General features: G+C 70.4%; 7 protein-coding genes and 1 pseudogene. 3 read left to right on the plus strand and 5 right to left on the minus strand.

All coding sequences use genetic code 11. The features are described 5' to 3' along the window. Positions 1–146 precede the first annotated feature (146 nt). From ABZY20_RS18275 to ABZY20_RS18285, 3 genes are all read right to left on the minus strand, one after another. Positions 147–953 carry a chaplin gene (locus ABZY20_RS18275; protein WP_356442541.1) on the minus strand — a complete coding sequence of 269 codons (807 nt, stop codon included), beginning with the start codon at positions 951–953 and terminating at the stop codon, positions 147–149. A 98-nt stretch (positions 954–1,051) separates the two neighbouring features. Continuing rightward, complete coding sequence (locus ABZY20_RS18280; RefSeq protein WP_356442542.1) at positions 1,052–1,279, minus strand: chaplin; 228 nt, start codon at positions 1,277–1,279, stop codon at positions 1,052–1,054. Between the two features lie 227 nt (positions 1,280–1,506). Continuing rightward, positions 1,507–1,902 carry a rodlin gene (locus ABZY20_RS18285; protein WP_356442543.1) on the minus strand — a complete coding sequence of 132 codons (396 nt, stop codon included), beginning with the start codon at positions 1,900–1,902 and terminating at the stop codon, positions 1,507–1,509. Between the two features lie 243 nt (positions 1,903–2,145). Here ABZY20_RS18285 and ABZY20_RS18290 point away from each other — a divergent pair, with 243 nt between their 5' ends. Next, a complete protein-coding gene (locus tag ABZY20_RS18290) occupies positions 2,146–2,529 on the plus strand; it encodes a rodlin (protein WP_356442544.1) in 384 nt (127 codons plus the stop codon). A 71-nt stretch (positions 2,530–2,600) separates the two neighbouring features. Here ABZY20_RS18290 and ABZY20_RS18295 read toward each other — a convergent pair whose 3' ends face one another. Both ABZY20_RS18295 and ABZY20_RS18300 read right to left on the minus strand, forming a co-directional pair. After that, on the minus strand, positions 2,601–4,526 hold the full coding sequence (locus ABZY20_RS18295; protein WP_356442545.1) for an AMP-dependent synthetase/ligase: 1,926 nt from the start codon (positions 4,524–4,526) through the stop codon (positions 2,601–2,603). Positions 4,527–4,716: 190 nt separating this feature from the next. Beyond that, a pseudogene (locus ABZY20_RS18300) lies at positions 4,717–4,908 on the minus strand (VWA domain-containing protein); the annotation flags it as partial. 151 nt (positions 4,909–5,059) lie between these two features. On the opposite strand from ABZY20_RS18300, the gene ABZY20_RS18305 reads away from it, so the two are divergent. Further along, complete coding sequence (locus tag ABZY20_RS18305) at positions 5,060–5,347, plus strand: hypothetical protein (protein ID WP_356442546.1); 288 nt, start codon at positions 5,060–5,062, stop codon at positions 5,345–5,347. Between the two features lie 1,006 nt (positions 5,348–6,353). Continuing rightward, a partial coding sequence (locus ABZY20_RS18310) for an Ig-like domain-containing protein (protein WP_356442547.1) occupies positions 6,354–7,658 on the plus strand: 1,305 nt, incomplete at its 3' end.

The following is a 7,658-nucleotide window of genomic DNA, read 5'->3' on the forward strand; positions in this document are numbered from 1 at the left end:
ACCGGCGCTGGGGCTTTCGAGTGTCGCGCTCGCCCGCACCGGTGATCGGGGGGGATGAGGCCGGGCGATGCGGCTCCCGTGGGGGCGGCGCGCCGCCCCCACGGGTCCTGCGGGTGCCGGACGTCGCCGTCCGGCACCCGTCTGTCTCAGCGGTGGGATCCGGCTGTCCGGCCCCTCCGGTAGAGGATGGCGCCGCCCACGATCAGGGCGGCGCTGGCGGTCGCCGCACCGGCCAGGGCCCCGGCACCCGTCTCGGCGAGACTGGGCGGCCGCTCCGTCCCGCCCCGGGGCGGCGTGGGGTGGTCCACCTGGGGTGCATTCGGGGGCGTGGAGCTGTGGCCGCCCGGCGGCGGGCTGTGCGGATGCTCGGCCGGCGGGGTGTGCGGCGGCTTCACCGGGGGAGTGTCGCCGTAGCCGCCGTCGTCGCCGTAGCCGCCGTCGTGGGACCTGTCCTCGTTGGCGCAGGAGTTGCCGAAGGCGGGGTTGAGCACTGCGGCCGCGTTGACGGTGTTGCCGCAGACGTTGACCGGCACCTCGACCGGCACCTGCACGGTGTTGCCGGAGGCGACACCGGGCGAGTTTCCGGTCGTGCCGTGCGCGGACGTTCCGGAGGAGTCACGGTCGCCGTGTCCGTGACCACCGTGCTCATGACCACCACGCCCGTGGCCCTCGTGTCCGTAACCACCGTGCTGGCGACCGCCGTGCGCGTTCGACTCGTTGGCGCAGGAGTTGCCGAAGGCGGGGTTGAGCACGGCGGCCACGTCGACGGTGTTGCCGCAGACGTTGACCGGTACATGGATGGGGGCTTGGAGCTCGTTGCCGGACGCGGCACCCGGCGAGCCCTTGGCGGCGCCGTCGGCCGACGAGTCGGCGAGTGCCTGGCCGCCGCACAGGGACAGGATGCTCGTCGCGGCCGCCGCCGCGACCATTCCCCTGCTCAGGGTCTGTCGCAATCTCGTAGTCTTCCTGCTGGTAGAAGTGGGAAGAGCCGGCCCCGGGGCGAACGCGGTTCCCTCGGGGCCGACCACGTCGCAGCCGGTGCGTGACGACGTCAGTCGTTCGCGCACACGTTGCCGAAGGCCGGGTTCAGGGCGGCGATGGCGTTCTGGGTGTTGCCGCACACGTTGATCGGGATGTGCACGGGGACCTGGATCACGTTGCCGGAGAGGACGCCCGGGGAACCGACCGCGGCGGCCTTGGCACCCGAGTCGGCCATGGCCGGGCCGGCCGTACCCAGGACCATGATCGCGCCCGCGACGACAGCAGTGCTCTTCTTCATGTACTTTCCCTTCTCTGCGGTCATGCCTCTGTCGGCCGAAACCGAGCGAGCGCGGTTTGTGCGGCTCGCACCATGACCCGCGGCCTGTGAACGAGTAATGGACATCCGAAGAAACCAGGGAAATGCGGCATCCGGGGAATTCACCCGAATGCCGCATGAACGAGCGCGGGTACGACCGCGCGGCCCGCCGTGGGTCGAACGGGCCGCGCGGGCTGTGTACGGGGCGATCAGCCGCGGATCGCCGACAGGACCGACAGGTCCTCCAGAATGTGGTTCAGGGCGCCGTCCCGCTTGGCGTTCGTCGAGTTGTCCGCACACTGCTGCTGGACGTGGTCCGACAGGATCGGGACGTCCTGGATCAAGATGCCGCCCGGGGTGACGGTACCGACGTTGACGTCCTGAATACCGACACAGGGCTTGTTGAGCGAGCCGTCCACCAGCGAGAGCTGAGGACTCATGTCGCCCTTGGTCGCCGAGTTGCCGAACGACGACGAGGCGCCGTTGCCGTTGGCGATGGACGGTCCGGAGTCGTCCCCGACGGCAAGAGCCTGGGGAGCGGCCGCCACCGACACACCGATGACAGAGGCGGCCGCCGCTGCGGCGACCATTGCCTTCTTGAGCACTTCGCGTTCCTTTCCTCGTAGCGACGCATTGCCCTACGGCCTCATCAACCCGGCTCCGGATGAATGGTTGCGGGCGTTCACCCGGTTGGCGGCAGCACTCAGAATTCCCGACAGGAAAGAGAAGGAAAAACACACGAACTGTCCTGGCGTGGGCTGACCGAGTGACGGGGAGAAACCATGCACCGCCCGCGCAGTTGACCAGAACGCTCCGGAGGACGGGGTTTCCTCAGAAAGGACTGGTCAGTGATCAAGAAGGTTCTTGCCACCGCGGCGATCGCCGCTTCCGTCATGGGAGCCTCCGCTGCCGCGGCCCCCCAGGCACTGGCGGTCGGCGACGACAGCGGTCCGACCTCCGCGAACGGCAACGGGGCGATGCAGAGCTTCGGCAATTCGTCCACGTACGGCAACATGAGCCCGCAGATGGCCTTGATCCAGGGCTCGTTCAACAAGCCGTGCATCGCCGTGAACGATCTGCCCGTCGGTATCGGCGGGGTCGTCCAGGACATCCCGGTCCTGTCCGACCACCAGCAGCAGCAGTGTGTCGAGAACTCCACCAACGCCAAGCGCGACGGTGCGCTGGCGCATCTGCTGGAGGACGTGTCGATCCTTTCGGCGAGCAGGGACTGACCCAGCGGCGCCGAACGGGGCGGGCCGCCGAGCACCTGCTCGGCGGCCCGCCCTTGTCGTTCGGCCCGGTATCAGCCCCTGCCCGCGTACAGCGCCTCGATCTGCTCCGCGTACGCCGCCGTCGCCGCCTGCCGCTTGACCTTCAGGGACGGGGTCAGCAGCCCGTTCTCCTCGGTGAACTCGCCCTCGACGAGGGCGAAGGCGCGGATCGACTCGGCTTGCGAGACGGCCGCGTTGGCGTGGTCGACGGCCTTCTGGACGTCGGCGCGCAGGCGTTCGTCGTGGACCAGCTCGGACACCGGGGTGTCGGCGGGGAGCCTGCGGACGGCGAGCCAGTGGGCGAGGGCCTCGGGGTCGAGGGTGATCAGGGCGGCGACGTAGGGGCGGTTGTCGCCGACGACGAGGCACTGGCCGACCGGCGGGCGGCTGCGCAGGCGGTCCTCCAGGACGGCCGGGGAGACGTTCTTGCCGCCGGTGGTGACGAGGATGTCCTTCTTGCGGCCGGTGATGGTGAGGTAGCCGTCCTCGTCGAGGGAGCCGAGGTCGCCGGTGGCGAACCAGCCGTCGTCCAGCACCTCCCCGGTCGCGGCCGGGTTGTTGCGGTAGCCGGTGAAGACGATGCCGCCCTTGACGAGGACCTCGCCGTCGTCGGCGATGCGCACGGCGGTGCCGGGGACCGGCAGGCCGACCGTGCCGGGACGGGGGGCCAGGGGCGGGACGATGGTGGCGGCGGCGGTGGTCTCGGTGAGGCCGTAGCCCTCGTAGATCAGGATGCCGGCCGCGTAGAAGAAGAGGTTGAGCTCGCGGTCGAGGGGGCTGCCGCCGCTGATGGCGTAGCGCATGCGGCCGCCGATCTCCTTGCGGACGCGGCGGTAGACCAGCAGGTCGTACAGCGCCCACGCGGCCCACAGGCCCGGGCCGGGGCCCTTGCCCCTGCCGAGGAAGCGGTTCATGTGGGCCTCGCCGAAGCGGACGGCGACGCGGTGGGCGCGGTCGAAGGAGGCGCCGCGGCCGAGCTTCTCGGCGGTGGCGCGGCCGGTGTCGTGGATCTTCTCGAAGAGGTACGGGACGCCGACCAGGAAGGTCGGGCGGAACGCCTTGAGTGCCGGGCGGAGTTCGTCGGGCTTGATGCTCGGGCAGTGGCCGATCTCGATGCGGCCCATCAGGCAGGCGATCTGCAGGGTGCGGCCGAGGATGTGGGCGAGCGGCAGGAACAGGAGGGTCGAGGCGGTCTCGCCGGTGACCTCCTTGAACAGGGGGTGCAGCAGTTCGACGGTGTTGGCGGCCTCGGCGTGCAGGTTGGCGTGGGTGAGGACGCAGCCCTTGGGGCGGCCGGTGGTGCCCGAGGTGTAGCAGAGGGTCGCCGTCGTGCCGGGGGTCAGGGCGGTGCGGCGCTTGGTGACCTCCTCGTCGGCGACGTCCCGGCCGAGGGCGGTGAGCTCGTCGAGGGCGCCGCCGTCGAGCTGCCAGACGCGCGGGGGCTCGGGATGGGCGGCCGTGCCGGTCAGGACCGTCGCGGCGTTCGCGGCGGTCTCCGTGACGACGTACCGGGCGCCGGAGTCGCGGACGATCCACTCCACCTGGTCGGCGGAGGAGGTGGCGTAGACGGGGACCACCTGGCCGCCCGCCGACCAGACGGCGAAGTCCAGGACCGTCCACTCGTAGCGGGTGCGGGACATCACCGCGACGCGGCCGCCCGGTTCGAGTCCGGCGGCGATCAGGCCCTTGGCCACGGCGGTGACCTCGGCGGCGAAGGCCGCCGCCGTGACGGGCTGCCAGGTGCCGTGCCGTTCCCGGCGCAAGACCACCGCGTCGGCGGCCTCGGCCGCGTTGGTGAAGGGGATGTCGGCGATGCTGCCGGTCGTCGGGCGGGGCGCGAGGGGGGCCACGCGGGCCTCGCGGACCACGCCCCGCTCGTCCCTGACGGTCTCGGCTCTCGTGCGGATCGCCAGGTCGGTGCGCTGCTTCGCCCGTTTCAGATCCCTGCGTACGCCCATGACGGCTCCCGGTCGCGGATGAGACTGACGTGCTGCCGTGCTTACTTACTCCAGAGTCAACTTACTTGTGCGTAGCCATGGGTCAATGGGCGGGGGTCACATGGGTCGGTTCTCGGCGCCGATCGCTTCGGCGACGAATGCCGCGTCGCGGCAGGTGCCGATCCGCTTTCCGGACGGAGTCGTCGAGGGCGCCGGCCTCCTCGTGCGGGACTCGTGCGCCGTGGCGGGGCCGGCGGACGGTGGCGGTGGCAGGGCGGCCCTCGGCGCCGGGCTCGGTGCGGACGGCGCGCAGGGCGGGGACCGTGTGACCCGGGCCCGCGTCGGCGCGGTCGTCCCTGAGGTCCTCGCCGGCGGCACGACGGCTGACGCAGCCGATGATGCGTAGTCCCTCAGCCCGGCGCGCCTCGGGGCGATCAGGGCGCGCCCGCCCCTTGCGCCCCTGCGGAAACGCCTGCCTTTTCCGTCACTCGGGCATCCAGGCCGATTCACGAAAACGGGCGAGAGAAAGGAGGGGAATCCCTACGATGATTTCCATGAGTGTGCTGGTCTTCCTCCTGTCGCTCGGCACGGTCTGCCGCATCACGCGATTCCTCACGAAGGACGCTCTCGCTGCGGGACTTCGCTCCCGGGTCGCCGATCGTTTCGGTGACGACTCCCGGCCGGCGTATCTGATCACCTGTGGATGGTGCGTCAGCATATGGGTCGCGGGCGCCGTCACCGCGCTCGCTTACTGGGCCGGTGAGGAGACGTGGTTCCAGGCGGGCGCCACGCTGCTCACCCTCTCCTATCTCACCGGCCTGGCCGCCAACTGGCTTGATTGACAAGCGGGTTGGAAGAACGGCCACTTTCACCCCCAATAATGTGATTAATTGACGGCGCGTGTCGGCGTGGCGACAGTCGGGGATAAGCGGTATGGGCCGAGGGCGCGCTCATGCCCCGAAATCCTCGCGGCCCTCACTTGACCGGCCAACCGAGCGGCCGGACGGAAGGAGGCACACCATGCCATGCAACTGCGGGCGCAGCGGACGCGCCGGGCGGTCGACGACCGTTTACCGGCTGGTTCTCCCCGACGGGGTCACGCGCCAGTACCCCACACGGCAGGAAGCCGACTCCGCCAACAAAAGGGCAGGCGGGGGCGGTTCCATCACCGCGGTCCGCCAGTAGTCCGCCGTCGGCACCGGAGATCGACCGGCCCTCAGGGAGCGCGGGCAGACCCCCGAGGCCGTACGCACCTCGCCCCGCCTCGCGCGGACGCCGGAGCGGCCCGGCGTCCATCCCGTACCCGCCGGCGTGAGACCGGACGGAAACCGCACGGAAGCCCCTCGCTGCACAAAAAGACCGGTGCGCCGAGGGGCTTCCGTATGCCGTGAACGCCGGTCGGAATCCCCCACCATGACGCCTTGACGCGCCCGAGGACCTCACCGACGGAAAAGTCGACACTCCCCCCTCGGGACGATCGCGGGCGTGCCGTGAACTCACCCGGTGAACACGCGAGGGGACGGGAGAGGAGATCGACGGACTCTTTCTTTCCGCGGACAGCACGGCAGGGCGGAGGCGCCAATGCGCCGTCGGATTGGGGTTTTTCACTTCCCACGCTACTGAGTGCGCTGCTCCGAACGAGTGGCATTCCATTCGACCATCTGGACCACGGTGTCGAACCGGGCGCCTACTGGTGCTATCGGCAGGCGATCCGCCATGAATCGCAGCGGACCAGGGATTCCCGACCAGAACACCGCAGCGGCGAGACCGAAAATCCCTCACCGACTGTACGCCAACTGAGCGATTCCCTTCACCCGCTCTCGCGGATCATCCGAAAGGAGCAACACCATGGCCAGCTCAACCACCAACGTCACCTCGACACCGGATCCATCCGTCTTCGGTCAGGAAGTCACCTTCACGGCTACCGTCCAGCCCGAACCGGGTGGCGGCACCACCCCGACCGGCACGGTCGACTTCGTCCTCGACGGTGCACCCGTCGCAACGGTCCCGCTCGACGCGAGCGGCCAGGCCCAGTACGCGACCGCTGCCCTGGACGTGGGCACGCACGCGATGGAGGCCACGTACTCGGGCGACACCGAGTACGAAACGTCCTCCGGCGCGGACACGCAGGAAGTCACCCTCGCGCAGACCACCACCACCCTGTCCTTCGACCCCGAGCCCTCGATGTGCGGCGAGCCGGTCACCCTCACAGCGCAGGTGACCCCCGTGCCGCCCGGCGCGGGTACCCCCACCGGCTCCGTCTCCTTCATCGTCAGCGACAACGGTCCGATGCTGTCCGCACCCGTGGACGCGAGCGGACAGGCGCAGGTCACCATCAGCGACCTGCCCGTCGGCTTCCATGACGCAGCCGCCTTCTACAGCGGCGACGCGGAGTTCGACGCGTCGAACTCGCCGCTGCTGCTGCACGTCGTCGAGCAGGCGCCGGTCGTGCTCACCTCCTCGGCCGACCCCGACCCGTCGGTGTGCGGGCAGGAAGTGAGTCTCTGCGCCACCGTGACGCCGGCGTCGACCGGCATCGGCACCCCCTCGGGCACGGTGACCTTCACCGGTCCCGGCGGACTCGACGAGACCGCAGAGGTGGCCCCCGACGGCACCGCCTGCGTCACCACCACGGTGCTGGAAACCGGCACGGTCAACGTCGCCTACGGCGGTGACGAGTGTTACGCGCCCGCGACCGACTCCTTCGACGTCACGGTCGACCCGGCGGCGAGCACGGTGTCGGTGACGGTCGATCCGACTCCCTCGGTGTGCGGCGAGACCGTCACCGTGTGCGCCACGGTCGCGGTAGTCGCCCCCGGCAGCGGCACCCCCACCGGAACGGTCGCCTTCACCGGCGCCGGCCTCGACGAGACCGTGGACCTGGCCCCCGACGGCACCGCCTGCCTCACCACCAGCAGCCTCACCACCGGCACCGTCACCGCCACCTACAACGGCGACACATGCTTCACCCCGTCGACGGGTTCGGCGGAGGCGGCGGTCGACCCGGCGGCGAGCACGGTGTCGGTGACGGTCGATCCGACTCCCTCGGTGTGCGGCGAGACCGTCACCGTGTGCGCCACGGTCGCGGTAGTCGCCCCCGGCAGCGGCACCCCCACCGGAACGGTCACCTTCACCGGCGCCGGCCTCGACGAG

Source organism: Streptomyces sp. NPDC006624 (genome assembly GCF_040611555.1).
Classification (GTDB): Bacteria; Actinomycetota; Actinomycetes; order Streptomycetales; family Streptomycetaceae; genus Streptomyces.

Bases quoted from the DNA above. Each gene is read 5' to 3' on its own strand.
- ABZY20_RS18295 (WP_356442545.1), bottom strand. From the start codon at position 4,526: ATGGGCGTACGCAGGGATCTGAAACGGGCGAAGCAGCGCACCGACCTG.
- ABZY20_RS18280 (WP_356442542.1), bottom strand. From the start codon at position 1,279: ATGAAGAAGAGCACTGCTGTCGTCGCGGGCGCGATCATGGTCCTGGGT.
- ABZY20_RS18305 (WP_356442546.1), top strand. From the start codon at position 5,060: ATGAGTGTGCTGGTCTTCCTCCTGTCGCTCGGCACGGTCTGCCGCATC.